General features: G+C 73.5%; 23 protein-coding genes. 2 read left to right on the top strand and 21 right to left on the bottom strand.

Annotated elements, in window-relative coordinates; translation table 11 throughout:
* Window positions 1-374: 374 nt before the first annotated feature.
* From VLY81_RS01485 to VLY81_RS01415, 15 genes are all read right to left on the bottom strand, one after another.
* Window positions 375-1,403, bottom strand: coding sequence for a hypothetical protein (locus tag VLY81_RS01485; protein WP_324669259.1), 1,029 nt, complete (start codon window positions 1,401-1,403; stop codon window positions 375-377).
* Window positions 1,404-1,447: 44 nt separating this feature from the next.
* Window positions 1,448-3,259, bottom strand: a complete 1,812-nt coding sequence (locus tag VLY81_RS01480; RefSeq protein WP_324669258.1) for a hypothetical protein — start codon at window positions 3,257-3,259, stop codon at window positions 1,448-1,450.
* A gap of 62 nt (window positions 3,260-3,321) precedes the next feature.
* Window positions 3,322-3,837 (bottom strand): RuvC family protein, encoded by a 516-nt coding sequence (locus VLY81_RS01475; protein WP_324669257.1) that lies wholly within the window; start codon window positions 3,835-3,837, stop codon window positions 3,322-3,324.
* Between the two features lie 122 nt (window positions 3,838-3,959).
* Window positions 3,960-5,021 (bottom strand): S-layer homology domain-containing protein, encoded by a 1,062-nt coding sequence (locus VLY81_RS01470; RefSeq protein WP_324669256.1) that lies wholly within the window; start codon window positions 5,019-5,021, stop codon window positions 3,960-3,962.
* A gap of 174 nt (window positions 5,022-5,195) precedes the next feature.
* The gene (locus VLY81_RS01465) at window positions 5,196-6,512 is read right to left on the bottom strand and encodes a DUF3084 family protein (RefSeq protein WP_324669255.1); all 1,317 of its coding nucleotides are present in this window, start codon (window positions 6,510-6,512) and stop codon (window positions 5,196-5,198) included.
* Between the two features lie 84 nt (window positions 6,513-6,596).
* Window positions 6,597-7,343, bottom strand: coding sequence for an LPS export ABC transporter ATP-binding protein (lptB, locus tag VLY81_RS01460; RefSeq protein ID WP_324669254.1), 747 nt, complete (start codon window positions 7,341-7,343; stop codon window positions 6,597-6,599).
* 8 nt (window positions 7,344-7,351) lie between these two features.
* Entirely contained in the window at window positions 7,352-8,329 is a 978-nt protein-coding gene (locus VLY81_RS01455) for an NAD-dependent epimerase/dehydratase family protein (protein ID WP_324669253.1), read from the bottom strand.
* 13 nt (window positions 8,330-8,342) lie between these two features.
* The gene (locus VLY81_RS01450) at window positions 8,343-10,088 is read right to left on the bottom strand and encodes an ABC transporter ATP-binding protein (RefSeq protein WP_324669251.1); all 1,746 of its coding nucleotides are present in this window, start codon (window positions 10,086-10,088) and stop codon (window positions 8,343-8,345) included.
* Window positions 10,085-11,314: a glycosyltransferase family protein gene (locus tag VLY81_RS01445; RefSeq protein WP_324669250.1), complete on the bottom strand. Its 1,230-nt coding sequence runs from the start codon at window positions 11,312-11,314 to the stop codon at window positions 10,085-10,087. The genes VLY81_RS01450 and VLY81_RS01445 overlap by 4 nt, the downstream gene beginning before the upstream one ends.
* Window positions 11,311-12,489 (bottom strand): lipid-A-disaccharide synthase, encoded by a 1,179-nt coding sequence (gene lpxB / locus VLY81_RS01440; protein WP_324669249.1) that lies wholly within the window; start codon window positions 12,487-12,489, stop codon window positions 11,311-11,313. Before lpxB ends, VLY81_RS01445 begins: the two co-directional genes overlap by 4 nt.
* Entirely contained in the window at window positions 12,476-13,348 is an 873-nt protein-coding gene (locus VLY81_RS01435) for an LpxI family protein (RefSeq protein WP_324669248.1), read from the bottom strand. The genes lpxB and VLY81_RS01435 overlap by 14 nt, the downstream gene beginning before the upstream one ends.
* Window positions 13,345-14,124: an acyl-ACP--UDP-N-acetylglucosamine O-acyltransferase gene (lpxA, locus tag VLY81_RS01430; RefSeq protein WP_324669247.1), complete on the bottom strand. Its 780-nt coding sequence runs from the start codon at window positions 14,122-14,124 to the stop codon at window positions 13,345-13,347. The genes VLY81_RS01435 and lpxA overlap by 4 nt, the downstream gene beginning before the upstream one ends.
* Window positions 14,121-14,570, bottom strand: a complete 450-nt coding sequence (gene fabZ / locus VLY81_RS01425) for a 3-hydroxyacyl-ACP dehydratase FabZ (RefSeq protein ID WP_324669246.1) — start codon at window positions 14,568-14,570, stop codon at window positions 14,121-14,123. Before fabZ ends, lpxA begins: the two co-directional genes overlap by 4 nt.
* Window positions 14,554-15,441 (bottom strand): UDP-3-O-acyl-N-acetylglucosamine deacetylase, encoded by an 888-nt coding sequence (lpxC, locus tag VLY81_RS01420; RefSeq protein ID WP_324669245.1) that lies wholly within the window; start codon window positions 15,439-15,441, stop codon window positions 14,554-14,556. Before lpxC ends, fabZ begins: the two co-directional genes overlap by 17 nt.
* Before the next feature lie 12 nt (window positions 15,442-15,453).
* Window positions 15,454-16,206 carry an amino acid ABC transporter ATP-binding protein gene (locus VLY81_RS01415; RefSeq protein WP_324669244.1) on the bottom strand — a complete coding sequence of 251 codons (753 nt, stop codon included), beginning with the start codon at window positions 16,204-16,206 and terminating at the stop codon, window positions 15,454-15,456.
* A gap of 467 nt (window positions 16,207-16,673) precedes the next feature.
* Between VLY81_RS01415 and VLY81_RS01410 the strand changes: the two genes are divergently transcribed.
* Together VLY81_RS01410 and VLY81_RS01405 are read left to right on the top strand one after the other, a co-directional pair.
* Window positions 16,674-16,799: a hypothetical protein gene (locus VLY81_RS01410; protein WP_324669243.1), complete on the top strand. Its 126-nt coding sequence runs from the start codon at window positions 16,674-16,676 to the stop codon at window positions 16,797-16,799.
* 819 nt (window positions 16,800-17,618) lie between these two features.
* Window positions 17,619-17,783 carry a hypothetical protein gene (locus tag VLY81_RS01405; RefSeq protein WP_324669242.1) on the top strand — a complete coding sequence of 55 codons (165 nt, stop codon included), beginning with the start codon at window positions 17,619-17,621 and terminating at the stop codon, window positions 17,781-17,783.
* A 675-nt stretch (window positions 17,784-18,458) separates the two neighbouring features.
* Here VLY81_RS01405 and VLY81_RS01400 read toward each other — a convergent pair.
* From VLY81_RS01400 to VLY81_RS01375, 6 genes are read right to left on the bottom strand one after another with little or no spacing between them, the layout of a single operon-like run.
* Window positions 18,459-19,208 carry a hypothetical protein gene (locus VLY81_RS01400; protein ID WP_324669241.1) on the bottom strand — a complete coding sequence of 250 codons (750 nt, stop codon included), beginning with the start codon at window positions 19,206-19,208 and terminating at the stop codon, window positions 18,459-18,461.
* The gene (gene lptC / locus VLY81_RS01395; RefSeq protein WP_324669240.1) at window positions 19,205-19,858 is read right to left on the bottom strand and encodes an LPS export ABC transporter periplasmic protein LptC; all 654 of its coding nucleotides are present in this window, start codon (window positions 19,856-19,858) and stop codon (window positions 19,205-19,207) included. The genes VLY81_RS01400 and lptC overlap by 4 nt, the downstream gene beginning before the upstream one ends.
* Window positions 19,859-19,897: 39 nt before the next feature.
* Complete coding sequence (locus tag VLY81_RS01390) at window positions 19,898-22,276, bottom strand: LPS-assembly protein LptD (RefSeq protein WP_324669239.1); 2,379 nt, start codon at window positions 22,274-22,276, stop codon at window positions 19,898-19,900.
* A gap of 4 nt (window positions 22,277-22,280) precedes the next feature.
* Window positions 22,281-23,378, bottom strand: a complete 1,098-nt coding sequence (locus VLY81_RS01385) for an LptF/LptG family permease (protein ID WP_324669238.1) — start codon at window positions 23,376-23,378, stop codon at window positions 22,281-22,283.
* Window positions 23,379-23,396: 18 nt separating this feature from the next.
* On the bottom strand, window positions 23,397-24,311 hold the full coding sequence (locus VLY81_RS01380) for a hypothetical protein (protein ID WP_324669237.1): 915 nt from the start codon (window positions 24,309-24,311) through the stop codon (window positions 23,397-23,399).
* 16 nt (window positions 24,312-24,327) lie between these two features.
* Window positions 24,328-24,999: a YjbH domain-containing protein gene (locus VLY81_RS01375; protein ID WP_324669236.1), complete on the bottom strand. Its 672-nt coding sequence runs from the start codon at window positions 24,997-24,999 to the stop codon at window positions 24,328-24,330.
* Window positions 25,000-25,003 lie beyond the last annotated feature (4 nt).

Here is a 25,003-nt window from a genome sequence, read left to right as displayed (position 1 = left end):
GCGCAAGCGGCTCGATGCATGACGACCCTCGCCATCTCCGCCAACTCGATGAGCCTCGAATGCTTTTAACTGGATTCGAAATCTGCCGGATGGGTGGAAAAGGACGTCCCCGTGCCCATAGATTTCTTCTATTGCATCCCCGACCGGGGGCTCCTGCCGATATCCGTCGGCTTTTGTCTGGGAGAGACCAGCCTCGCACGCGGGGGAGACAGGAGGGAGCCGCCTGGCCTGCGGCCACGACGGCCATGCGACAGGTCATCGGGCGGCGGCCCCGCCCCGGGACGCGGGGCGAGCCCACCGCCGTGACGACAATCCGAAGGCACCCGGCATCCGTGTCCACGGATGCCGGCCGAGGCGAAGCGGATGCAGCCGCCTCACTGGACCATGGCGTTGATGACCGGCGCCTCGCGCCAGCCCGGCGCGGGGCCGATGGACGCCACCAGCACGGTGCCGGGCTCCAGGGTGCGGGCGTTGCCCTGCACCAGCAACCCCGTCGGCGCCGCGATGGGACCGCTCAGGGCCGCTCCCAGCGGGTTGACCCCGCTCCCCTCGGCTTGCTCGCTCAGTCCGAGGGTCGCCCCCAGCGGCATGCCGTCGACGGCCCAGACGATGCCCGAGGCGCTCAGGCGGCCGGGCCGGCCCAGGCTGGGCGTCTGGACATCTTCGACGGTCGCGATGCCGATGGCACCCCGCGGCAACACCAGCGCGCCGTCGAGCACCAGCGAGTCGACGACGATGAACGGCACCTTCTGCCCCGGCACGCTCGCCTTGTCGCGCTCGTTGCTGATGGTGCCCAGTAGCCGTATGCGGACCTGCCCGGCGTTGGCGGAGACCCGCACCACTTTGGTCGCCAGCCGCGAGGCCGCTGCGCTGCCCCACACCTCACGGGCCAGCCGGTCGATCCGCTCCACGAGGCCACCGGACTGCTCGCGCCCGTACAGCAGGCGCTCGACCCAGGCGACCCGCTCCCGCAGCGGGCGCAGCGGCGGCTCCGTGATGGAGGTGGCCGGCGGTAGCCGCAACCCGTCGGGCTGGTTGGCCACTTCCCACTCGTAGAGGCTCTGGTTGATGCTCCATTCGATGGCCAGCATGCGGCTGACCAGCGAGACGTTGGGGTCGCCCAGGCTCACCACCTGCACCAGCTGGTTGACCCGATCGACCAGGCTGGGGCTCACCTTGCTCTGCCAGTTGGCGCCGTAGAGCAGCTGCGTCGCGGCGTCGATCTGGTCACGCAACCCGCTGCCCTCGGGCGGGGGCGAGCCCGAGACCGCCTGATAGACCCTGGCCACCTTCTGGCTGATGGGGACGCCCTCGATCCCCTGCGCCACGGCGCCCAGCGCGACCCTCGCGACCACCATCCCCGTCAGCGCGACGGTGGCCGTGACGGCCCACGCTCGACCCATGCCTCCCCGCATCGGCCTGCCTCCTCCCGCAGCGAGCGGCACCCTCAAAACCGCACGGTGATCTGGGCGGTCGCTCCGGCCTCCCGCCCGGCATCCCGGCCGAAGTCGATGAGCCGGTACCCCAGCATGACCGCCGAGTACGGGTTGAGCCGGTAGGAGACCGAGGCGCTCGCCTCCAGCTGGCCGTCTTGTGTCCCTTCGGCATCGTACGGCTCACGCGGTCCCCACTCGAGGCCCATCTGGATCCGGGCAGCGGGCGTCTCCCAGCCCACGCCCAGCCGGGTCCTGGCCCGGTCGCGGCCGGCTTCCAGATCTTCCACGGATATCAATTCGTAGTCGGCCGCCACGGTTGCGCCCGCCAGCCAGCCGATGCGCACCCCGAAGGAGGTCGTCAGCTCCGGGCGGGGCGCGCCGGTCGCGCTCACCAGGTTGCGGCGTCCGGTGCCGGCCCGCAGGCGAACGTCGCCAAGATCCACCGTCGCATCCACGCCCACCTCGTCGCCGGGTCGCGCGGTCCCCAGGGCCGGCTGGAACTCGGGCGAGACGCGCCCCACCCGCGCACCCAGCGTCACATCGCCCAGGCGCAGCGTGGCGCCCAGGCGCATGGCCGACGCCACCAGGGGCAGGGCCCAGAGGTTTTGGGCGTACTCCCCCGTGATGGACAACCACGGCAGGGGCGCCACTCGCCCCGACAGCGACGTGACGGTGGCTCCCTCCCCGAGCTCCCACAGCCGGGTCAGGTCGTCGCTGGCGCGGATGACCGCGCCCCCCACCACCACCTGATGCGACAGCACCAGCGAGCCGTCCAGGACCGCGACGGTCTTCTTCTCTCGCCCCTGCTCCCCCGCGAGGGGGATGGCAGGCACCGACTCGCCCACCACGATCCCCGTCCGGGCGTCTCCTCCCAGGAGCCGGGCCTCGATGCCCTGCAGGGTCAGCGGCTCGTCGGTCGCCCCCAGGCCCAGGCTCGCCCCCGACGGGGAGGCCACGTTGCCCACCCGTGCCCACAGCCACCGGTTGGGGTCGGGCCCCGCGACCAGCAAGCCCAGCTGGGTGGGGGTGAGCGTCGTCAGGTCCACCTGCCCGTCGACGTCCCAGCGAGAGGGGAGGGCCAGACGTATCCCCAGCTCGTACGCCGAGGCCATCGAGGCAACCGGCCCGTCCAGCCCGACCCGTGGAGGCGCCAGCCCGGCCGATACGTCAGGCGTCCCGCCGACCCCCACCGACGCCTGCGGCTGGGGCGGCCCCGTCTCCGCCACCGGGGCCTGCTCCGTCGTCTCAGGCACGTCCGCCTCCGCGTTCGGCATCTGCTCCGGTGCCTCGGGAGCGACGGGAAGGCGAGGCGCCCCCGCGGACGGCAGGATGGACGAGGAGGCACTGGAGCGCATCCGCAACGTGCCCGTGGCGGCCAGCTCCGGCGTCGAGGGCGGGGCGACCCCTTCCATCGCGAAGCCCAACACCTTGAGCTCCTCGGTAAACTCTTCCCCCAGGGCGCGCACCGTCTCCCTCAGCCGGGCACCGGCATCCGCACCGGAGACGGCCGCACCCACCAGCCTGTCGGGCGAGAGCATCCGAAGGCGCGTGGGGCCCTGCGCCTCGGCCGTGACGGCGTCGGCCCGGCGAAAGGCGTCGACCAGCAGCAGCGCCGCCTCGTACCGCGTGATGACGCGGTCCGCGTCGAAGAGGCCGGGCGTGTACTCGACCACCAGCCCCACCCGCATCAGGTCCTCGAGGGCCTGATACGCCCAGTGGCCAGCGGGTAGCTGCGCCAGCGGACCGTATAGGCGCACGGCATAGCCGCTGTCGCCTGGCTCGGCAGCGCTCGCGGCCCCCGCGGCCCCCAGGGCCAGGGCCATCAGGCCGACCAGTGCCGCCTGGCACCACGTCCGCCTCGAGGATGCTCTCCTAAAAGCGACGCCTACGCTTCGCATCTTGCGGAGGGCTCCACGGCGTGCGATTCGCTCCAACGGGCGCGCGGCCCTGCGGCAAAAGATCCTATCCGGCCCCCCCCGCCGCCATGACTCGACAAGAAGCGCTCCGCCAGAACGACGGCTGCCCAGTCGTCGACAGGGACGGGGGGCACCCGCAGGCCGGCGGGCACCAGCCTCCAGAGCCCCCTCGGGGGCATCGCTTGGAAGTACCGACGACGGGCCTCGAGCGAGCTGTCGCGCTCGTCGACGGCAACGACGCCTCCCAGGGCCCGCACCTCGGACAGGGCCCCGAGGCGACGGGCGATAGGCCCGGAGCCCGTCCGGTCGCCCACCACGAGCACGTCGGGGGCGTACCGGGCGAGGAGCACGACGACGCGTCGCTCCAGGTCGGCGGTGGCCACCACCTCCCGGTGCAGCACGCCGCCTCCCGGTTCCACGACCGCGACCCCGCACTTGGCACGCCCGGGGTCGATGGCCATCACCCGACGCACGCGCCCCGCCACGCCGACGGCGTCCCCACCCTTGCCGGCCGGCCCGCCCGCGCCCAACGGCCTGCTACCGGAGCTGCCCCCAAAACGAAGCGGGCCCGGCGGCGCGCGCCGGGCCCGGTGGGCACCCGATCTCGTCAGGGCATGGGCATGAAGATACCGGCGACGGCCGCGAGCCCCAGCAGCACCACGGCCCACGTGAGCCGCCGGTTGGTCTGCTCCAGCTGCTGGACCCGCCCGCTCAGCGCATCGACGTCACCCTGCGCCGCCTTCTGCGCGGCGGACTGCTCCAGGCTGTCGATGCGGCCGCTCATCCCGATCACCTGCGACTCGAGGGCGCCGACACGCTGGACGCTCTGAACCGCCAGGTCGTTGACGGCGCTCAGCGACTGCCCCAGCCCCTCCTGGGCGCTGCGCAGGGCCTCGATGTCGGCCGCGAGCTGATCCACCCGCCGGTTGAGCACGGAGCGGATGGCATCGACGTCACCGCGCAGGGCGGCCACCTCGACGTCGAGCCCCTGCAGGCCCAGCACCGGCCCGAGCTCGCGCTGCAGGATGGCGTCCACTCCGTCCGCGAAGGCCTGCGTGCCCGCCAGCTCCCGAGCCAGCCGCTCGAGGCGCTCGCCGCTCAGGCGCTGCTGCACCTCGTCGGCCACCACGGCCGCGATGGCGGCCCGCACCTCGTCGTTGACCTCGAACGCCTGCTCGACGACGACGCGCTCCGTCACCTGCGGTTGCCGCTCCACCACGACCCGCTCCACCGTCGTGGGCGGGGCCTGCGCCAGCTTCTCCTCCACCATCTGGGTCAGATCCCGGGCCAGCGCCTCCCGAGCGGCCATGATGGCCTGCTGGATCTCGGAGGTGGCGCGGGCCATCACGCGCTGGGTCACGTCACCTGCGACCTGCGCCGACAGGCCCTGCACCTCACCGGCCACGTCCTGGCGGATGACGTTTTCGAGACGGGTCAGCATGCGGGAGAAGATCATGGCGGCCTCGTAGCGGGTCAGCATCCGCGAGCCGCCGAACGTGCCGTCGGGATACCCCTGCACCAATCCCGCAGCCGCCAGGTTGGCGATGGCCTCATAGGCCCAGTGCCCCTCCGGGACGTCGACGAACGGACTCTCCTCGGCCAGCGCCGGGGGCACCGCGAGCGCTAGCGCCACCATCGTGAGCACGACCGCCAGGCCCTTGCGCCACATCGTAGAGCGAACCCCCTCCACAACGTCATCGACACCCACCGCCAAGACCGGACACGGCCCGGGACCGCGGCCGCCGTGCCCTGGCTCGGGGCCGGTCACCTGCGGGGCTGTGTTGACGTACTCGCCGGGACCTACGGTGATGGACTCATTCTTCCGGTTGGCCACCAGGTCCTGCTACCCCGAGCCTGGACTCCCTCTTTTGCCAGCCTGCGATGCGTCGGAGAGCGCCTCGACGTCGAGGCGGATGGAGAGCGGGCCCTCCGTGTTGTACGTGTCGCGCTCCGCCCGGGCGACGACACGGGCCGGGCGCCCCATCTGCCGGAGCTCCTCCACCACCCGCACGAACTCCTCCGCGCTCACCAACTTGCCCACGGTGCCATCGGGCCCGGTCACCATGCCACCGTACGCGATGGCCAGCTCGTTGGTCCGCCCCAAGAGGGCCAGCACCTGATCCTCGACGCGCTCCCGGGACGGATCGACGACGACCTCCGCCACCACCTGACCGGCCTGGTAGGCGAGGCCTCGGGGAATCAGCTCGATCTGCACCACCACGGCCTCACCGGCCAGGGTATTGCCGTCGACGCGGGCCCGCACGACCCACGTGCCCTTGCCGCCGGCAAGCGTGGCCAGGCTCTCGTCGAACTCGTCGGGCCGAAGCCGTACGACGCTCCCCTGCGCTCCCTCCCCTCCCTGGGCCTGCCCCATGCGGGCCGACGCCACCGACTCGACCCGCCGCAGGAATGCCAGCAGGCTCTCGCGCGCCCCCTCGGCCGTCCCGTCCGACGTGATCACCTCGGAGAGGACGATCTCGCCGTGCCGGTAGACGAGGCTGCCGTAATGCAGCCGTTGAGCCGTCCCCCACAGGGCGATGATGGCGTCGCTCAGCTCCTGCTCGGTGCGACGCAACGACGCCACCTGTTGCTCGAGGTCCTGCACCCTTGCGGCCAGGGTCTCGCCCAGCTCCTGCAGCTGCTGCACCCGCGCCACCTGAAAGGTGAGGTCCTGCCGGGTCTTCTCCAGCCGTTGCTGGGTCCGGGCCAGCTCCTGGCGGGCGGAGGCCAGCTCACCCTGCACCTGGTCGAGCAGACTCTGCGCCTGCTTTAGCTCGGACTCCGCCCGGGCCCGCTCCTGCATCGCCGCGTCTCGCTGGGCCTCGGCCTCGTCCCGGGCGGCGGTCGCCTCCGCCAGAGCCCGCTGGCGACGATCCAGCTCCTGCTGGAGCGCCTCCAGCTGCCGGCGGTTGTCGGCCAGCACCGCGTGGATCTCGTCGATGCGAAAGAGGGCGAGGCGCACCTCGTTGGAGGCGGCCACCAGCATCCCGAGGGAGAGACCGGCGATGACGACCCCGGTGAGGACCGTGATGACCACCGAGGTGTGGCGAGGCCGCAGCCCCAGCAGGGTCAGCCGCCTCCGGCCCACCCGCATGCCGACCCGATCTCCGATGAAGGCGATGAGCCCCGCCATCACCAGCAGGGCCCCGATGAACGCCACGCTGTAGATGGCCCGGCCCCCCTCGCCCGCACGGTGCCCCGGCGCGCCCGCCTCGCCGGTCGCCCCTACACGTATTCGTCCGGATTACAGCGAAAAGGTTTCACCCAGGTAGTAGCGGCGCGCCACCTCGTCGCGGGCCACCTCCTGCGACGGGCCCTCCACCAGGATCCGCCCCTGGTGGATGATGTAGGCCCGGTCCGTGATGGCCAGCGTCTCCCGCACGTTGTGATCCGTGATGAGCACGGCCATGCCCTGCTCGACCAGGGCCCGCACGATTCGCTGCAGCTCCGCCACGGAGATGGGGTCCACCCCGGTGAAGGGCTCGTCCAGCAGCAGCAGGCGAGGCTCCAGGGCCATGGCCCTGGCGATCTCGGCCCGGCGGCGCTCCCCGCCCGACAGGGTGTCGGCCCGGGCCGCCCGCAGCTCCGCCAGTCCGAACCGCTCCAGCGATGCCAGCGCCCTGCGCCGACGCTCGGCCGGCGCCCACCCCCTGAGCTCCAGGACCGCCTCCACGTTGTGCAGCACGGTCATGCGCCGGAAGATGGACGGCTCCTGGGCCAGGTAGGCCAGCCCGAGGCGACACCGGCGATAGACGGGCAAGGCGGTGATGTCACGGCCGTCCAGCAGGATCTGACCGCCGTCGGGCCGCACCAGCCCCACCATCAGGTAGAAGGTCGTGGTCTTGCCCGCGCCGTTGGGCCCCAGCAACCCCACGACCTCGCCCGGCCGCACCTCGAGGGTGACGCCGTCGACCACGGCTCGCCCTCCGTAGCGCTTGACCAGCTGGCGGGCCTCCAGCAGCGCATGCCCTCCGGTGGGGGACCGGTTCATCGGCACGCTCACGATGTCGCGCGGCGGCTCGTGGCGCGCAGGGTCCGCCGCAGCCCCTCCTCCAGCTCGACGGTCGCCTGCCATCCCAGGGCCTGCGCGGCCTGGCTCACGTCGAGACGGCTGTGGCGGATGTCACCCGGGCGTGCCGCCTGGTGCTCCACCGGGACAGGCCCCTCCCGGCCCGCCGCTCGCCAGATGGCTTGGGCCAGCTCCAGCACGCTGGTCCCCCGCCCCGTGCCGACGTTGAGGATGCGGCCGCTCGCCGACTCCAGCGTCATGGCGCGCAGGGTGGCCTCCGCCACGTCCCCGGCGTAGACGAAGTCACGGGTCTGCAACCCGTCGCCGTGAACGGGTAACACCCGATCGCCCCGCACCACCCGGTCGGCGAAGACCGCCACCACCCCGGCCTCGCCGTGGGCGTCCTGGCAGGGGCCGTACACGTTGGCGTAGCGCAGCACGACCCAGCCCACCCCCGACGCCTCCGCCAGCACCCGCACGTAGTGCTCGCCGGCCAGCTTGGAGATGCCGTAGGGCGAGAGGGGACGCGACGGGTGTCCCTCGTCGAGCGGCAGGTAGGCCGGTGCCCCGTACACGGCTGCCGACGAGGCGAAGACCACGCGCCGCACCCCGGCCTCCCGACTGGCCAGCAGGATGGCGATGGTGCCGCCCACGTTGACGTCGGCATCCAGCAGGGGGTCCCCGACGCTGCGCGCCACGCTCACCTGCGCGGCCAGGTGCGCCACGGCGCGGGGCCGAAAGCTGCGGATGAAGTCGCGCGCCTGCGGCGAACGCACGTCCACGGCGGCGAGCTCTACCTCGGGCGGGACGCGGCTCACCCTCCCCGACGAGAGGTCGTCGACGACCCCGACCCGCCACCCCTCCGCCAGCAGCGCCTCCACCAGGTGCGAGCCGATGAAGCCGGCGCCGCCGGTCACCACCGCACGTGGCCGGCCCCCTCCTGCCATCTGCGACCAGTCGGGCGTCACCCCCACCCCCACCCTACGCCGGGACCGCCTGCAGCCGGTACAGCCTGGCGTACCGACCGCCGAGCCGCATCAGCTCCTCGTGGGTGCCGGCCTCGACGATCCGGCCCCCGTCCATCACCACGATGAGGTCGGCGCGGGCGATGGTCGAGAGGCGGTGTGCCACGATGAAGGTCGTGCGCCCCTGCATCAGGCGCACCAGCGCCTCCTGCACCAGGGCCTCCGACTCCGCATCCAGGGCGCTGGTGGCCTCGTCCAGGATCAACACCCGGGGATCCCGCAGCATGGCCCGCGCGATGGCCAGCCTCTGGCGCTCGCCGCCCGAGAGCCCCACGCCCAGGTCGCCCAGTAGCGTGTCGTACCCCTTGGGCAGCCGCTCGATGAAGGCGGCGGCATTGGCCATCCGGGCCGCCTCCTCGATCTTCCGCCGGCTCGCCCCCGGGCATCCGACCGCGATGTTTTCGGCGATGGTCAGGCGAAACAGAACCGTCTCCTGCGGCACCACCGCCACCAGCCGCCGAAGGGAGCTGAGGCGGATGGTGCGCAGGTCGCGCCCGTCCAGGGTCACGCGGCCCTCGGTCGGGTCGAAGAAGCGCGGCAGCAGGCTCACCAGCGTGGTCTTGCCCGCCCCGCTGGGCCCGACGATGGCCACCACCTGCCCCGGCTCCACCTCCAGCTCGATGTCGTGCAGCGCCTCGACCTCGGCATCCTCGTAGCGGAAGCTCACCCCGTGGAAGCCGACCGCTCCTCGCACCTGCTGCGGGCTCAGCTCGACGGCACCTGGCAGATCCGGCGCCTCGGGCGACTGCCGCAGGATCTCGGCGGCCCGGTCGGCTGCGGCCACGCCCTGCTGCATCTGGGTGTAGACACGGCCGATGCTGGCCACCGGGCCGCTCACCAGCCCGAGATACGAGAGGAAGGCGACCAGCTCGCCCGTGGTCAGATGGCCGCTCACCACGTCGAGCACCCCGACGTAGACCACCGTCGCCATCGAGGCCAGCATCAGCAACTCCACCACGGGGAAGGCCGTCGCCATCATCTGCACGGACTTCATGGCGGCGTTGAAGTGCTGCTCGTTGGAGAGCCGGAACCGCTGGCGCTGCTGCTCCTCCAGGGTGAAGGCCTTGACCACCCGGATGGCGCTGAGACTCTCGTGGAGGATGCCGGCCACATCGGCCACTCGCTCCTGCGCCTCGCGGGTGTAGCGGCGGATGAGCCGCCCGTACCCCTCGACCGCCAGCCCCGCCAGGGGCAGCACGAGGAACGCGACCAGCGCGAGGCGCCACCGCACGTAGAAGACCACCGCGGTGGTGCCGACCAGCAGCGCCAGATTCTGCACCAGGTCCGACAGGCCCGGCGTCAGGGCGGTCTGGATCAGGGTCAGGTCCGAGGTGATGCGCGAGACCTGCTCGCCCACTCGGCGGCGCTGCAGGTAGCCCACCGACAGGCGCTGCAGGTGGTCGTGCAGGCGTGCCCGCAGGTCGGCCACCGCCCGCTGTCCGGCGTAGGCCATCAGGTAGGTGGCGCCGAACTGGGCCACCCCCTTGACCACGTAGATGACCGCGGTCAGCAGCAGGACGGTGCCGAGCCCTCGCAGATCCTTGGCGCCGAGCACCTGGTCGAAGAGGCCCCGCCCCACCACCAGGGGCAGGAGCAGGGTGCCCGCCACCGTCAGCAGCAGGCAGATGGTCCCGCCCGCCAGGGGCATGCCCTGGCGGCGGATCTCCCGCCACAAGAGACTTCCGCCGGTCAGCGCCCTCACGAGGCCGTCGCCCCCGAGAGCCCCAGCCGGGCCCAGATGCGGTCCACGATGCGGGCCGCCGCGCCGGATGGCCCCATGGCCTGGCGCAACGCCGCTCCCATGGCACGCCTCCGGGCGTCGTCGCGGAGCAGCGCGACGGCCTGGTCCGCGATGGCCTCGGGGCCGAACTCCCCCACCAGCTCCGGCCCGATGGCACGACCCGCCCGACGTGACGGGATGGAGAGCGGCCCCACCCGGCCGGCCACGCGCCGCACGAAGGCCGCCTTGAGACGCGGCCCCACGCCCGGCAGGTCGCCCAGGCGGCCGATGAGCCCCTCCAGCGGGATCAGATCGGGGCGATGCAGCGGCAAAACCGTGATGGTGGGTACCCCCAGCGCTCCCAGCTCGGCCGTCACCGTGCCGGGCACCGTGATGGCGACGTCACACCGTGACATGGCGGCTTGCCGGACCGCGCCGTCCCACCCGTCCTCGCGGACCCACTCGACGGCCCGCGCCTCTTCCTCGGGCGAGGCGCCGAGAGCCTGCTCGAGCGCCGCCTGCGAGGCGAAGGGCGAGACCACCGCCATCACGCGGACGGGTCGGCCCAGGCGCCTGCGGACGATGGCCGCCGCTTCGAACAACATGGGCAGGACCCAGCGTATCTCAAAGTCCCGGCTGCCCGCAAACAGGCCTACCGTGGCGAGCCCATCCGCGACGGGCTCCGAGGCCCGGGACGATCTGGCAGCCACCGCGTCCACGACCAGATCGCCGACCACCTCGACGCGCGCAGGCGGTGCGCCCATCCGCACTGCCTTGCGGGCAGCCACCTCGTTGGGCACGAAGAAGCGCTCGTAGGCCCACAGCCACCGTGCCCGGCCCTCGGTGTAGGCCATGGCGGCGAAGCGCAGCCGTCGCGCCATCCACGCCGCGTAGAAGAGGTCGCCGCCCAGGAAGAGCACCAGGCCGCGACGAGCCGGCCGGTACCCGGCGGGCCACCGGCCCCGCAGCATGAGGGCCCACATGTCATCGGGCCCGTACAGGCCGTCCCAGGGGCCCAGGGCCGCCAGCGCGGGTAGCTCCCGGCCCGAGGCGAAGTTGCAGGGAGGGGCCCAGGCGATCAGCCTGAGGCCAGGCACCGGCTGCTCTCGCAGGCGCCGACGGAGCTCGGTCACCACCGGGAAGAGCCAGCCCGCGATCTCGCCCGGCCCGTTGGCCGTCACGATGAGGTCGACGGGCTCGCCGCTCATCCCCCGGCCACCTCCAACACCAGCCGGGCAGCGCGGGCCGTCGCGCCGGGCGCGCCGAGGTGGGCCCGGACCGTCTCGAGGTCCCGACGCTCCCGATCCAGCCGCCCCGGTGACCGTAGCCGCTCCAGCACGGCCTGCGCGACGCGCTCGGCCCGGGCGTCGTGCTGCACGAGCTCCTCCACCAGGCGGCGCTGGGCGACGATGTTGGGCAGCGCGATGTGAGGCACCTTGACGAGGCGCCGCGCCAGCAGGTAGCTGGGCTCCGACACCCGGTAGACCACGACCATGGGCACCTGCCACAATGCTGTCTGGAGCGTGGCCGTGCCCGAGCAGACCACCGCCATGTCCGCGGCCGCCAGCGCGTGCCAGATGCCCCCGCCCACCAGTCGGATGCCCGCCTCCCGATGGGCGCCGCCACCCCTGGCCTCCAGCAGGCGGGGGTCGAGGCCGGGCGCGACCGAGGTGACGAAGCGCACCCCCGGGTGTGCCGACCGCACCATCCGGGCGGCCTCGGCCATCATGGGGTAGAGCTGCTGGATCTCCTGTATCCGGCTGCCGGGCAGCAGGGCCACCACGCGCTCATCCTGGCCGACGCCCAGTCGCCGTCGGGCCTCGTCGCAGGGGGGCCGGTCCGGGATCTCGTCCAGGATGGGGTGCCCCAGCCACTCCGCACGGGCTCCCGCCTCGCGGTAGAGCGGCACCTCGAAGTCGAAGGCGCAGATGACCTGCCGGGCGAACCCCGCCACCACCCGGGCGCGCCCGGCCCCCCAGGCCCAGACCGCGGGGGCGATGTAGTAGACGACGGGGATCCCGAGCTCGGCCAGAGCCGGCCCGAGCCGCAGGTTGAAGCCGGGGAAGTCGATGAGCACCGCGACGGCAGGCCGAAACCGCCGGGCCGCCTCGACCAGCCGCCCCATCACGCGCCGCAACACCGGCAGCTGGCGCAGCGACTCGGTGAAGCCCACGGCGCCCCGCCCGGTGGTGTCGTAGAGCAGGTGGACGCCACTTTCGCGCATGGCGCGGCCGCCCATGCCGAAGAGCTGCACCCCTGGCGCCTGGGCCTTGAGCGCCCTGGCGAGGCCGGCCCCGTAGCCGTCCCCGGAGGCCTCGCCGGCCGCCACCATCACCCGCAGGCGCCGCGGACTCGGGGCCGCGCCCCCGTCAAAAGGCGACAAGGGCGATCCCGGCCCTGTCCGCCGCCCGCACCACGCGCTCCCGGTGAAGGAGCAGGCACCGGTGGGCCTCGACGGCGAGGCACGAGGCCCGCGCCGCCCGCATGGCGCGCAGCGTCTCCGGCCCGATCACCGGCGTGTCGAAGCGCGGGTCCTGATCCGGCCGGCTCACCTTGACCACCACCGAGCCCGGCCCCGCCAGCCGACCGGCCCGGCGGATGGTCGCGTCGGTCCCCTCCGCCGCCGCCTCCACCGCCAGCACCGTGCCGTGTCGCACCACCACGGTCTGCCCGATGTCGAGCGCCGCCACCTCCCGGGCCAGCCGGCGGCCTACCTCGATGTCGGCGGCCTCGCGGGCGTCCGGGGGGCGACGGGTCAAGACGCCGGGCTGGGCCAGGAGATGACCCAGCAACTCGTGCTGGCTGCCCAGGCGGATCCCCCGCTGCTCCAGGGCCTCGGCAAATAGCCGCGACAGGTCCTGGTCCTCCAGGAAGCGGCCCCGCTCGAACAGCGCCCGGCCCTCCCCGGCGGCTGCCTGTTCGAAGAGGGCCGAGGCCGCCACGCGGTTGACCTTGCCGGCGGCGTACACCGCGCGGACGGCGTACCGACTGAAGGTCTCCACCACGCGCTCCCAGTCGGCGGGACTGAGGCGGTGCGCGTGCACCCGCCCCTCGAGGCCGGGCGCGACGCCTCCCTCCCGGGAGCGACGGGGCTGGCCCAGGTCCAGCTCCACCACCACGACGCCCAGCCCTCGTGCCAGGGCGGCCTCGACCATGGCCCTGGGGAGCTCGCCCTCGCCCGCCACCACGCCGACCCAGCCGGTGGAGTCCGACTCGTGCGCCGACCCGCCCTGGACGCTCACCGCATCAACCCTCGCCGTCGCTCCTCCATGAACCGCAACAGCTCCTGCACCTCGTCGAATCGGCCCATCTCACCAGCGATGCGCTCCAGGGCCTCTTGCAGGCGAAGGCCGCTGGCGTAGATCCACGTGAAGGCCTGCGAGACCGCCTGGATGGCCTCGGCCGATGCGCCCCACCCTTCGAGCCCCTCCCGGTGGAAACCCAGGATCTCCGCCGGACTTCCGCCGGCTCGAGCGAAGGGCGGCACGTCACGGGTCACGGCGGCATGGCTTTCGATGTACGCCAGCCGGCCGACGTGGGTGAACTGGTGCACGCCCGTCATGGCCCCGATGACGACCCCGTCGCCGACGACGCTGTGGCCGCCCAGGGCGCTGCCCGCCCCCAGCCTCACCCGGTCCCCCACCTGGCAGTCGTGGCCGATGTGGGCCCCGTCCTCGATGACGCACCCGTCGCCCACCGAGGTGACGCCGCCCCCGCCCGGGGTGCCGCGGTGGAGCACCGCGTGGCTGCCGATGCGGTTGCCCGCGCCCAGCACCAGCCGGGTCGGCTCCCCCGCGTAGCGCACGTCTTGAGGCTGGCCGCCCAGCACCGCACCGACGCCCACGTGGTTGGCGGGCCCCAGGCAGGTGCCGCCATGGATGACGGCGAAGGCCTCGATGACGCATCCGGCTCCTATCTCCGCACCGGCTCCGATGAAGGCGAAGGGGCCGACCACTACGTCCGGCCCCACGCGTGCGCCCGGCTCCACGACGGCCGATGGGTGAAGGCCCGTCCTCAAGGGGTCGTCGCGCCTCCCTGTGCGGGCGCCGCGGCGAAGAGGAACGTAGCCTCGCACGCCACCTCGTCGCCCACCAAAGCCCGTGCCTCGACCACGCCGGTGGTGGAGCGGATGCGCTTGGCGCCGGCCTCCAGCCGCAGCGTGTCGCCCGGGACCACCGTGCGGCGGAAGCGGGCTCCGTCGATCCCCGCCAGCAGCGGCACCTTGCCCAGGCGCGCCACGTACGGGTAGAGCATCACGGCCGCGGCCTGGGCCATGGCCTCCAGCATCAGCACACCGGGCATCAGCGGGCGCTCAGGGTAGTGGCCCGCGAAGAAGGGTTCGTTGATGGTGACGTTCTTGATAGCCACCACCCGGTGCCCCTCCTCCAGCTCCAGCACCCGGTCCACCAGCAGAAAGGGATAGCGATGGGGGATGCGTCGCCAGATCTCAACGATGTCCAGCATCGGTGCCTTCCTTCCCCTCCGTGCCCTCGAGCACCTGCTCCATGGCCTCCACCAGCCGCGCCGTCAGCGCGTGGTTGCCCCGCACCGCCACGACCCGCGCGGCCAGGGGGCCGGCCAGCGCCAGGTCGCCGATCAGGTCCAGGAGCTTGTGCCGTGCCACCTCGTCGGCCAGGCGAAAGCCGCCCACGGGGCCATCGTCGGCGACGAGCAGGACGTTGTCGAGGCTCCCTCCCAGCCCCACTCCTTGGGCCCTGAGGCGCCCCACCTCTGCCGCGAAGGCGACGGTGCGGGCCGGGGCGATCTCGCGGCGAAAGGTCTCGGGCGTGACGGTCAGCTCCGCGAACTGGTCCCCCAACCCGGGGTGGTCGCTGATGAAGGCGAAGCTGACCCGGAGATCTCGCCACGGCATCGCGGCCGCGAAGCGGTCGGCGTCGCCGACCCATATCGACCGGGAGAGCCGCCGTAGCCGCCGGGGTGCCGCCTGCTCGACGAGGCCGGCCCGATCCAGCGCCTCGACCCATCCGGCCGCGCTGCCGTCGAGGATGGGCAGCTCCGGCCCCCGTACCTCGACGCGGACGTTGTCGACGCCCAGCGCCATCAGCGTCGCCAGCAGATGCTCCACCGTCATCACCGTCACCCCGCGGAGCCCGAGGGCCGTGCAGCGGGGGGTCTCGACCCGGTGGCGCACCGAGACGGGGATGACCGCCGGGGGCTCGACGTCGGTACGCACCAGCGTCCAGCCGTGGTCCTCCGGAGCCGGCGAGAGCCGCACCTCCGCCGGGATGCCGGTGTGAAGCCCGATGCCCTGTACGGTCACCGCCGAGGCCAGGGTCCGCTGACGCGGACGGCCGTCGGACGCTGTCGAAGCCATGAGCGTCGCCTCTCACGCCGCGGCCAGGCGGGCGAGGCGGCGGCCCACCTCGGAGGTCGGCCGGGCCAGCACGCGCGCCGGCGGGCCGGACTCCACCACCTGGCCCCGGTCCATCAGGATGAGCCGGTCCCCGACCCGCGCCGTGAAGCCGGGTTGATGGGTGACGACCAGCATGGTGGTTCGGAGGCGCCCGATCAGTTCCTCCATCAGTTGGAGGAGATCGGCCGCCAGCATGGGGTCCAGATGAGAGGTGGGCTCGTCCCACAGCACCACCGACGGATCGGCCGCCAGGGCACGGGCGATGGCCACCCGCTGGCCCTCCCCGCCCGACAGCTCGGCAGGCCGCCGGTCCAGGTGCCGGCCCAGCTCCAGGGCTGACAGCCACATGGCCGCCCGTTCGTAGGCCTCCGGCCAGGGGATGCCCGCCGCAGCCGCCCCCAGGGCGGTGTTCTCGAGCACCGAGAGGTGCCCGACGAGCTGGGGCCGCTGGAAGACCATCGCGACGTGCGCGGCCAGGTCGCGGCGGCGCGCCTCCGGCAGCGCCCAGAGGTCCTCTCCCTCGATCCTCACCGTGCCGGCATCCGGCTGGATCAGGCCCTTGAGGCAGCGCAGCAGCGTCGACTTGCCGCAGCCGCTGGGGCCCATCAGGATCACCGTCTCGCCGCGTGCCACCGACAACGAGACGCCGTCCAGCACGGGCCGGCCACCGAAGTGCCGCACGAGTCCCTCGGCCTCCAGCACGAAGGGGCCGCGGGCAGCAGCCACCGCCGGGTCGTGGGCGCTCGCCCGGCGCCTCTCCCCGATGCCGACGGCAAGGGCGGCGGTCCGGCCCTCGCCACCCGCGGCCTCGCGCGCGGCCGACGCCGGGCGCGGGAGGCCTGCGGCTCGCCGTCAACGCCAGCAGCCACGGCCGCACCGAGGGTGCCACCACGCCCTCCAGGATGGCGCCCGCCCCCATCCCCATGGCAAGCGCCGCCTCGACCGCGTCGGCATCCACGGGAGCCAAACGGGCGCCCCATCGGCCGGCGACGAGCCCGGCTGCGGCGCTGACGCCGGCCAGGACCAGCAAGATGGGCCCCTCCTGCACCCCCAGGGCCAGGACACCGGCGCCGAGGGCCAGCAGACCGCCGACCAGGGCGCCCATCGCCGCGACTCGCCAGGCATCGTAGGACAGCCGCCCGGAGCGTCCTCGGCGCGCCGTCTGCACCAGCGCCGCCACGGCCGCCCCGTCGTTGAGGAGCGTCCATAGCACCACGGCCCCCATCGCCAGGGCAGCCCCCACCACGCCGGCGCGCTGGGCCACCCGCATCACGGCCGCCCGGGCGCTGGGAGAAGCCACGGCCGCGGGGGAGACGTAGACGCGGCTCTGGTCCAGCTGCAGTGCCCTGCCCACGACGCCGCCGATGGCGGAGGGCGACGGGAAGCGCTCCCCTCGCAACACCAGCTCGACCCCGGCGGTGGCGGCCAGGGGGTCGGCTCCCGCCCACTGGAGCACCTGCAGGGCCGAGGCGATCTCGGCGCCGCCCAGGCGCGGCAGGCTCTCCCGCAGGGAGCGGACGCTGGCCCGCACCTCGGGCAGGTCGGCCTGCCGGTACTGGTTGAGCTGCTCCTGCAAGCGGTCCAGCTGCTGGCGCAGGGCGGCCACGTACTCCGCGGCCTCCTGAGGCGCGTCGCCCGGCTCCCGGCCCAGCAGCATGCTCAACCCCAGGGCCAGCAGCGTGTCGCGCAACGGGTCCGATGCGGTGGACGCGAGCTGCTGCAGGTCGGCCAGCATCCGCTCGAGCCGCCCGGCTGCCTGCTGCAGACCGTCCACCGCCACCCGGGCCGCATCCAGGGCCTCCTGTCCGGCGCTGCCCAGGGCCTGCAGGCGAGCCAAGAGCTCCTCGCTCTGGCGCAGAGCCGCGTCGATGCGGGCCTGTCCGCCGTCGACGAACCCCTGGCCGACCTGCTGGCCCGAGGGTCGGCGGACCGGCAGCTCCTGCCCCAGCGTCGGCCCCAGTGCGTCGCTGGTCAGCGCCTCGTCGGAGAGGACGGCCAGCCAGTGCTCCCCCGCTTGGGCCACGATGCGCGCCGGCCAGGCGCCCACCAGCACCTGCTCGCCCTCGTGCAGCGGCGGATCGAGTCCCGCGGAGGGCTCGACCCGCGCCACGGTGGCGTAGGCCAAGAAGAAGTCGCGCATGCGCCCGACCCACCGGGCGGCCTCGGCCCCGTCTCCGTCGGAGGCGGGGGCCGCCTCGACGACGGTGACGGGCCAGGGCGACTCGGCGACGGCCTGGGCGGCGCGGCGTGCCGACTCCTGGTCCACCACCTGCCCCGGGCTGGTGATCCGCACGACCCGGTAACGGTCCAGGTACGCCTCCAACGCCTCCTCGAAGCCGTCGAGGCCAGCCGCATCCGACAACACGACGACCCGGTCCGACCCGTGGACGAAGGAGAAGGCCACCTCGGGCCGGCTGCTCAGCCACCCCTCCAGGTCGTCCTCCAGAGCCGGGTGGAGGCGGCTGATGACGACGGAAGGCTCGACCAAGGGCACCCACGAGACGAACCCCGGCAACGAAGGCAGCTCCTGCTCCAGTCGCTCGAAGCCTGCCGCTCCACGCCAGCGGGGGGAGAGGGAGACCAGGAGCACGGTGCTGCCGGCGGCCGACGGGCCCTCCTGCGCCGATGCCCCGGGAAAGGCTCGTCGAAGCAGGTCGTCGACGGCTGCCAGCGCCTCGCGCCGGCGATCGTGATGCACCTGCACCAGGAGATCGAAGCGGCCCGGCTCGCCCACGGTGGCCTCCACCGTGGAGGAGAGGAGCCGCTCCATGGCCCATCCGACGGCACGTCCGCTGGCGGCGCAGGCGACGACGGCCACCAGCAACCACACCGTCAACCTGTGGAGGAGGCGACCCGCCCCGGTGCGAGCGGCGCCCCGCGGCTCGAAGTGCAAGCGGCGTGGCCTCTCCTTTCCCGATCCGGACCGCACTATACCATCGGGCCGCGGCCGGCCGGGCCAGGAGTTGCTGGGCCCTCCGCTACGGCGTGCCGGTTTCGGTGGGTGCCGGCGCGGCTTCCTGGACCTGCACGATCTCCGCCGGCCCGTACAGCGCCAGCTCGTCGCTGTCGAGGCGATACTCGACCCGGGAGGCCCGCGCCAGCCGCAAGTCGTCGAGCCGCGCCTGCACCGTCGACTCCGGCGAGGCCATCACGATGCGCCCGGCCTGGCGATCGTAGCGAAGGGTCTCGGCCACGGCCCAGAGGCTCGGCTCCGACTGGGTGAGCTCGACACCGGCCTCGGCCGTCAGGAGACCGGCGGCGTCGTCGATTTGGATGGTGGGCGCCGTCACCACCCGCAAGGGGACGGCGTCGGCGGCCGCCTGCTCGGGCAACTGCTCCAGGCGCGCGGCACCCGTCAACACCAGCCGGCGCTGGGCGTACCAGATCCGGGCCTGCCCGGCGCTGGCGCGCAGCTCGGGCCCGGTCATCCGCACGCCGCCCGCCAGCTGCACCGTCTCCTCGCGGGGATCCCACTCCAGCCGGTCGGCCTCGGCCCGCCACGCCTCCCACTCGACCAGGACACGGCCGCCGTGCGGGCTGAAGATCCACCGGCCAAGCTCGGGATCCCACCGGCCGCTGGGCGCGTCGGCCGGGATGCCCACGATGCTGACGCGCACCGGCACCGACGTGGCGGCCGCGTCCGGCTGCGCGGCCGTCACGACGACGCCTGTCGCCAGCACGGCTGCACCCAGCAGGCACCGCCATCGGGCACGTCCGGACCAACTCAACGGGTCGCCTCCCCTTCCAAGCGCACCGGGCCCAACAGCCGGATCTCCCCGCTGTCGGGCAGGTACTCCGCGGCCTCGGCCCAGGCCTGCAGCCCCCGGCCGGTCGAGTCGTCGAGTCGCACCCCGCCCGAGAGGCGGATGACACCCGCCGCCACGTCGACCTCCAGCAGCGGTGCCTCGACGGTGGTAGAGTCGTAGCGCAACGCATTGGGGCCGGGAGAGGTGAGCCGCTGGCGTTCGGCTTCCCAGACCAGGTCCTGGCTCTCCAGCACCGCCCCGCCGGGGTGCGTCAGCGTGTAGCGTCCTTGCAACAGGAGCCGCCCGGCGTCGGGCTCCCACCGCCCGCCGTCGCCCTCGAAGCGCAAGAAGATCTGGCCGGCCCGGTAGAATGCGCCGTCCTGCACCGTGCTGAAGGCCACCTCCTCGGAGGCGGCGGGCATCTCGATGGAGCGGGCGTGGAGCTGCCATTGGAGCTGGCCCCGGTGCCGGCCCACCAGCTGCACCTCTCGCGTACGGATGCCGGGGACCCGCCCCTGCCCCTCGCTGGCGGGGGAGGGGGCGGCACGCTGGTCCATCAGCCACCACCCGGCGCCCGTCGCGACGAGCGCCGCCGCCACCACCAGCGCGGCGACCCATGGTGACCTACGCACGCAAGCGCTCCCGTCGCCGGGCTCGACGCCGGCAGGCCGTCATGGCGTCACGGGCCGCTGGAGACGGTCGACCAGGGCCTGCCACTGCGCCTCGTCGGCCAGGCTGCCGGGCCGGTCCCCTCCCAGCGCCACCATGGTACCGGGAAAGGCCTTGATCTGGTAGGCCAGGGCGACCTGCCGGGCGACGGCGTCGTAGCGCAGGAGGATGGCCCGGCACTCGTCGTCGAGGGCGACGCCCACCTGGGCGGAGACCAGGCCGCCCAGGCCCAGGTCCCACGCGCCCTCGGCCACCAGCACCCACCGGGGCAACACCCGCAGGTGGGCGCTCACGTCCGCCCGCTCCAGCCGGTCCTCCAGGGGGTCGTAGCGGGCGCCCAGCTTCAAGCCCGCCCGGCCCGCGGCCTCCCACGCCACCGCCGCCGCCACCTCGTCGAAGGCATCCAGCTCCGGCCGGTAGCGGCCGATGACCTCCGCCCGCCCGAGACGGCTGGTCCAGGCCAGGCGCCCGACGACCGCCTCCCAGCGCGACGCGGCGATGCGGTATCCCGCCGAGACGCTGCCCTCCAGTCCGTGTCCCCTTGCCCGCAGGGAGCCGGTGGCCAGATCCCAACGCTGCAGGACGAGATCGTAGGTGGCGGACAGCGACGCTCGCACCGGCCGGCCCTCTCCCGCCACCCCTGTCAACGTCAACGTCTCCTCGTCGTCGGCCCGGTCGAAGACGAAGGGCGAGCGGCCCTCGCCCACGGGGGCCTCCAGGCGATAGGCCCCCTGGAGGTAGGCCGAGCGTCCGGCCGGCCACCGGGCCGACGCCGACGCCGTCACCGACACCTGACGGTCGCCGCTCCCGTACACCGCCCCGCTGAGCGCCCCCCGGGCCTCGAGCTGCCACGCCCCCAGACGCACGGGCCCCGCCTGCAGGCGAAGCGCGCCCAGGGCCCGCCCGTCGGCCACCACCTCGTCGAGGCTCGCGTCGGCCTCGGCCGGCCGCACCTCCTCGTAGCGCCCCGCCGAGGCCTCGGCCTCCAGGCGGACGCCCCCCTCAGCTCCCCACGCGCCGAGGGGCAGCCGGGCCGACACCTCGGGGAGGACCGTGACGCTCCGCCAGTCGGTGGCTGCAGCCGGGTCGTCGAACCGGTCGGGGTGCGTCGTGTGGGAGGCCGAAAGCGCCACCTGCGCGTCGCCCAGGCGGCGAGCCAGCATCGCCGTCAGGTCCCAGGCGTCGCTGGGCAGCTCGCCAGGTGGGGCGGAGCGGAGATCCCAACGGCCCGCCACCGAGAGACCCCACGGGCCCTCTCCGGGCGTCTGCAGCTCGAGCTCCCCCGTCGTCGCCCCCTGCAACGGCCCGCCCGGGCCGTCCGCCGGCAGGGTGCCCTGACCCCTGGAGGCGATGGCGAGCCCCCACTCGGGGACGGAGCCGGCCAGCGTGGCCTCGCCCTGGTAGAGCAGGCCCTGCTCCGAGGCCCGCCGACCGCCCTCGGCGCGCCACGAGAGCCGCCCGTCGCCTGCCACCAGCTCCCCCTCGATCCCCGTCCGCAGGTCCGGCGGGGAGCCGTCGGGCCCGCGTAGCGTGCCGCCCAGCCAGACGGCAGCCCATGTGTCGCCGTCGTCGTAGAGCGCCTGGTACAGCTCCAACCCGGGGCCGAGCCGCTGGAAGTAGTCGATCCCGACGTAGCCGTAGGTCGAGCCCGGTCCCATGTAGGGAAAGCGAGATCGGACGTACCATCCCTCCCGCGCCCCGTAGCCCAGCTCGGGCGGCACGAACCGCCCCGCCCGTGGGTTTTCGAGGGAGAAGTGGAGATACGGCCAGTAGAAGAGGGGGATGCCGCTCTCCCAGAAGACGGCGTCACGGGCTGCCACGTCCTTGCCGGGGCGTACCTCCAGGCTCCGCACGGTCACCCGGTAGTGAGCCAGCTTCATGGGCAACGGGCAAGTCGTCAGCACGGCGCCCGACGCCCGGACCTCGGCCGGGTCACCCTCCATGCTGGCCGCCTCCATGAAGATCGGCCCCTCGACGCCCTCGGCCTCGAAGCGCGCCCGGGCCTCCTGCACGCTCACCTGGCCGGTGCGCAGCTCCACCCGTGCCGTCTCGCCCTCCAGCACCTGCCCCGGCCGTCGGGCGCGGACCTGCCCGTAGAAGTCGATGACCCGCTCGGCGTCGTCGTAGACGGCTCGGTACGCCTCCACCTCCAGCTCGCCCTGGACGAAGCGCACCCCTCCCTCGGCCCGCACCTGGGGAGGCTCGATGGCGGCGACCGCGCCGTCGGCCAGCTCCAGGCGCCAGGCCTCGTCGGCCGCCACCGCCCCCGACGCTGCGCCGGTCGCCAGGGCCACGGCCAGGACGACGGCGGCCGCGACGCCGAGCCGGGCTGCGCCGGGGAGGGGCCACCGCTGAGCAGCAAGCCACACCCCCTGCGTCACCGGTTCATGCCGCCCATTCCGCCCTGACGTAGAGCCATGCGGCGGCCGCCAGGCACATCACGTTGGGCAACCACGCCGCCAGCAGCGGGTCCACCACACCCGAGTTGCCCAGCGAGCGGGAGAGGGCGAAGACCACGTAGTAGAGCAGCGCCAGCCCCAGGCTGGCCGCCATCCCGAAGGCCCGCCCGCCACGTCGGCCGTAGAGGCTCAAAGGCAGCCCCAGCACGGCCAGGACGAGGTTGGAGACCGGCAGCGCCAGCTTGAAATGGTAGTCGACCATCATGGCCCGTGCCACGACTCCGGCCTGGCGCAGACGACGGATCTGCTCGCCCAGCTCCCGCCGGCTCATCTCCTCGGTGCGCTTCTGGGAGCCCAGGTAGTCCTCGGCCGGCTCGGGCAGCGTCAACTCGTAGCGCGCCATGGCCGATTCGAGCTGAACGAACCCGTCCCGGTCCAGTTGCTTCATCGTGACGCCCGAGAGATGCCACGTGCGCCCCTCGTACCAGCCCTCCCGGGCGGTATAGATGACCGGGAAGGTGCCGGGGCGCAGCTCGTAGACGATGACGTCGAAGAGGCGGCGACTGGCGCGGTCGACGCGCCGCACGTAGAACCACTGCTCGGGCGAGCCGCGGAAGAAGACGTTGTCCGAGATGGCCGGCACCGGGTCAGCCTGCATGGCCCGGCGCAGCTCCGTCTCGTAGCGATGGTTGGCGACGGGGACCACGTACTCGTTGAGCAGGTACGCTCCCACGCTGATGGCCGCACCCAGCGCCACGATGGGCGTGCCGATGCGGAGCACGCTCAGGCCCGAGGTGCGCATCGCCGTCATCTCGCCGTCCCGCACGAGCCGGCCCGCCGACAGCAGGGTGCCGAAGAGCGAGGCGATGGGCAGGGCGATGGAGAGCGTCTCCGGCAGCTTGAGCGCCAGCAGCCACAGTGTGGTGGCCACCGACGCCCGCCGCACCACCAGCATGTCGGTCAGCTGAAAGATGGGACCCGTCAGCAGCAGGACCAGGAAGCCCGCGGCCGTCGCCGCGAAGGGCCCGATGAACTCGGCGGCCACGTAGCGGTCCAGTCGACGGACCCGCAGCGATGGCGGCACCGGCTCCCTACGCCCTCCTCATGGCAGGGCCGCGATGAGCCCGACCTGGTGGATGCCTCCGTACGCCGGGCCGCCGAGAAAGGCGTAGCTGACGGCCCACCGCTTGCCCGGCTCCTCGACGCCGGCTCCCAGCAGGAAGCCGTCACCCCGGGACGAGCTCTCGTAGCCCAGGCGAAGGGCCACGGGAGCCGCCGGGTAGAGCCGCGTCTCCAGGCGTACCGTGCGGCCCGTGCTGACGTCCAGCAGGTCCAGGGCGTTGGCCTCCAGCACGAGGTACGCGTTGGCTTGGTAGGCGATGCCCACGCCCAGGGCCGGGGGACGCGCCTGCGCCCCCTGCTCGGCAGGGCCTCCGGCGCCACTCTGGCGCACCTCCAGCAGCGAGTCGAGCCGCGCCGAGGCGGCCACCCGATCGGCCAAGGCCGAGACGAGGCCGATGTCGACGCCCAGGTAGTGGTCCTCGCGAGGTTCGCCGGAGCCGCTCCTCTCCCCACGGACCCGCCGGTAGTGCCCCGCCACGCCCAGGGCCCAGTCGGGCCCCATGCTCATGGCGTACCCGTAGCCGATGCCCAGCTCGGTCACCGACGGCGATGGCGAGCCCGGCAGGGCGTCTCGCCCGCCGTGGGAGGCCCACAGTGCCCAGCCCTCGCCGCGCGATCCCTCGGCCCACCCGATGGTGTGGACGAAGGACGCCGCGTCGTCGACCGTGCCGTCCCTGACGGTGAAGGCCGAGCCCCACCGCCCGCCCTCCAGCAGGGCAGGCCCGGCCGGATTGGCCAGAGCTCGAAAGGGATCGTCGGGCGCCGCCTGGGCGGCCAGCCCCTCGAAGAGCGCGGCCTGAGGCGGCACGAGGGGCACCGCCTGGCTGGCGCGCGCCGGGACGCCGCCGACGCGCAGGCACGCCGCCAGCGTCAACAGAGCGAGACCGATGCCCATCCGGCGACGAGCCGCGTCACGGCAACGAACGGATGCTGATGCCCGCCACAACGTCGAGTGACCCCCTGTCTCGCACGCCGATCCCCAAGGCGAGGTTGGGGCCGAACTGGAAGTTGACGCCGCCCCCCAGCGACGTGCCGTCGTAGTCGATGCCGACGGCCATCACCGGCCGCGGCAGGCCCCGGGGGCGAGTCACCGTCACGGGGTTGAGCACGGCGTCGAGCCCCGCGAAGGCCGACAATCGCTCCCGCCCCCCGGACCGGACGCCGGCATGCACGCGCAGCAGGGGGCCCGGCAGCCGGTGACTCGCCACCAGATAGCCCCGCTCCCCCTCGATGCCGACGGCGACCGCCGGCACCGGCCCGTCTTCCTCCAGCAGCCGCCATCGCGCCAACAGCCCCAAGGGCGTCTCGCCGGTAGAGGCATCCGACGCCAGCGTCAGGCCCAGCTCCAGGGCGTCGGTCAGCTGATAGCGGAGGAAGCTGAAGAGCTGTTGGCCGGTCACGACGTTGAGGCCGGCCGTGAACTGGCCTGCCGGGCCGGTGTCGGCCGTGGGGACGTTGACCATGGCCGTGGTACGGCTGCCGGCCAGGGTCTCGGCCCGGGCGGCCTGCGGCCCCCACGGCCACGGCGCCACCAGCAGGGCCAGCATCCCCATCGCCCAGACAGCGCTCTTCCGGATTACCATGCCG

The organism is Limnochorda sp. LNt, from assembly GCF_035593265.1.
In the GTDB taxonomy this organism is placed as follows: Bacteria; Bacillota; Limnochordia; order Limnochordales; family Geochordaceae; genus Geochorda; species Geochorda subterranea.
Note: the sequence above shows the minus strand (reverse complement) of the source record. Positions and strands in the feature narration are given on the sequence as shown.

Bases quoted from the DNA above. Each gene is read 5' to 3' on its own strand.
- VLY81_RS01485 (WP_324669259.1), bottom strand. From the start codon at position 1,403: ATGGGTCGAGCGTGGGCCGTCACGGCCACCGTCGCGCTGACGGGGATG.
- VLY81_RS01480 (WP_324669258.1), bottom strand. From the start codon at position 3,259: ATGGCCCTGGCCCTGGGGGCCGCGGGGGCCGCGAGCGCTGCCGAGCCA.
- VLY81_RS01470 (WP_324669256.1), bottom strand. From the start codon at position 5,021: ATGTGGCGCAAGGGCCTGGCGGTCGTGCTCACGATGGTGGCGCTAGCG.
- lptB (WP_324669254.1), bottom strand. From the start codon at position 7,343: ATGAACCGGTCCCCCACCGGAGGGCATGCGCTGCTGGAGGCCCGCCAG.
- VLY81_RS01445 (WP_324669250.1), bottom strand. From the start codon at position 11,314: ATGAGCGGCGAGCCCGTCGACCTCATCGTGACGGCCAACGGGCCGGGC.
- fabZ (WP_324669246.1), bottom strand. From the start codon at position 14,570: ATGCTGGACATCGTTGAGATCTGGCGACGCATCCCCCATCGCTATCCC.
- lpxC (WP_324669245.1), bottom strand. From the start codon at position 15,441: ATGGCTTCGACAGCGTCCGACGGCCGTCCGCGTCAGCGGACCCTGGCC.
- VLY81_RS01405 (WP_324669242.1), top strand. From the start codon at position 17,619: ATGCGCCCGACCCACCGGGCGGCCTCGGCCCCGTCTCCGTCGGAGGCG.
- VLY81_RS01380 (WP_324669237.1), bottom strand. From the start codon at position 24,311: ATGGGCATCGGTCTCGCTCTGTTGACGCTGGCGGCGTGCCTGCGCGTC.
- VLY81_RS01375 (WP_324669236.1), bottom strand. From the start codon at position 24,999: ATGGTAATCCGGAAGAGCGCTGTCTGGGCGATGGGGATGCTGGCCCTG.